Raw genomic sequence first — 217 nt, 5'->3', positions numbered from 1 at the left:
AAAAAAAATAGAAATGGGGATACATCGTGTTAAAAAAATTTATTAAGAGTAAGGTTGCATCGTTTCTGACCATTGGCGCAATGGTTGCGCAAACCTTCTCTCCAACAGCTGCATTTGCGGCTGAAGCAGTAAGTAGTACGCAAAAAGATGATAATCATATCACCTCGAGCATTCTAAAGCCACTTTCGCCAAGGGAACTTGCGACAAGAGCGGGGGG

The 217-nt window shown here is 42.9% G+C and carries 1 protein-coding gene; it reads left to right on the top strand.

The window, feature by feature from the left end; all coding sequences use genetic code 11:
- Positions 1–26: 26 nt before the first annotated feature.
- On the top strand, positions 27–217 hold a 191-nt coding region (locus FC90_RS09535), incomplete at its 3' end, for a hypothetical protein (protein WP_235804330.1).

Origin of the sequence: Latilactobacillus graminis DSM 20719 (genome assembly GCF_001436415.1) — a bacterium.
GTDB lineage: Bacteria > Bacillota > Bacilli > Lactobacillales > Lactobacillaceae > Latilactobacillus > Latilactobacillus graminis.
The sequence above is the reverse complement of the archived record's forward strand: the minus strand, read 5'-3'. Positions and strand labels throughout refer to the sequence as shown.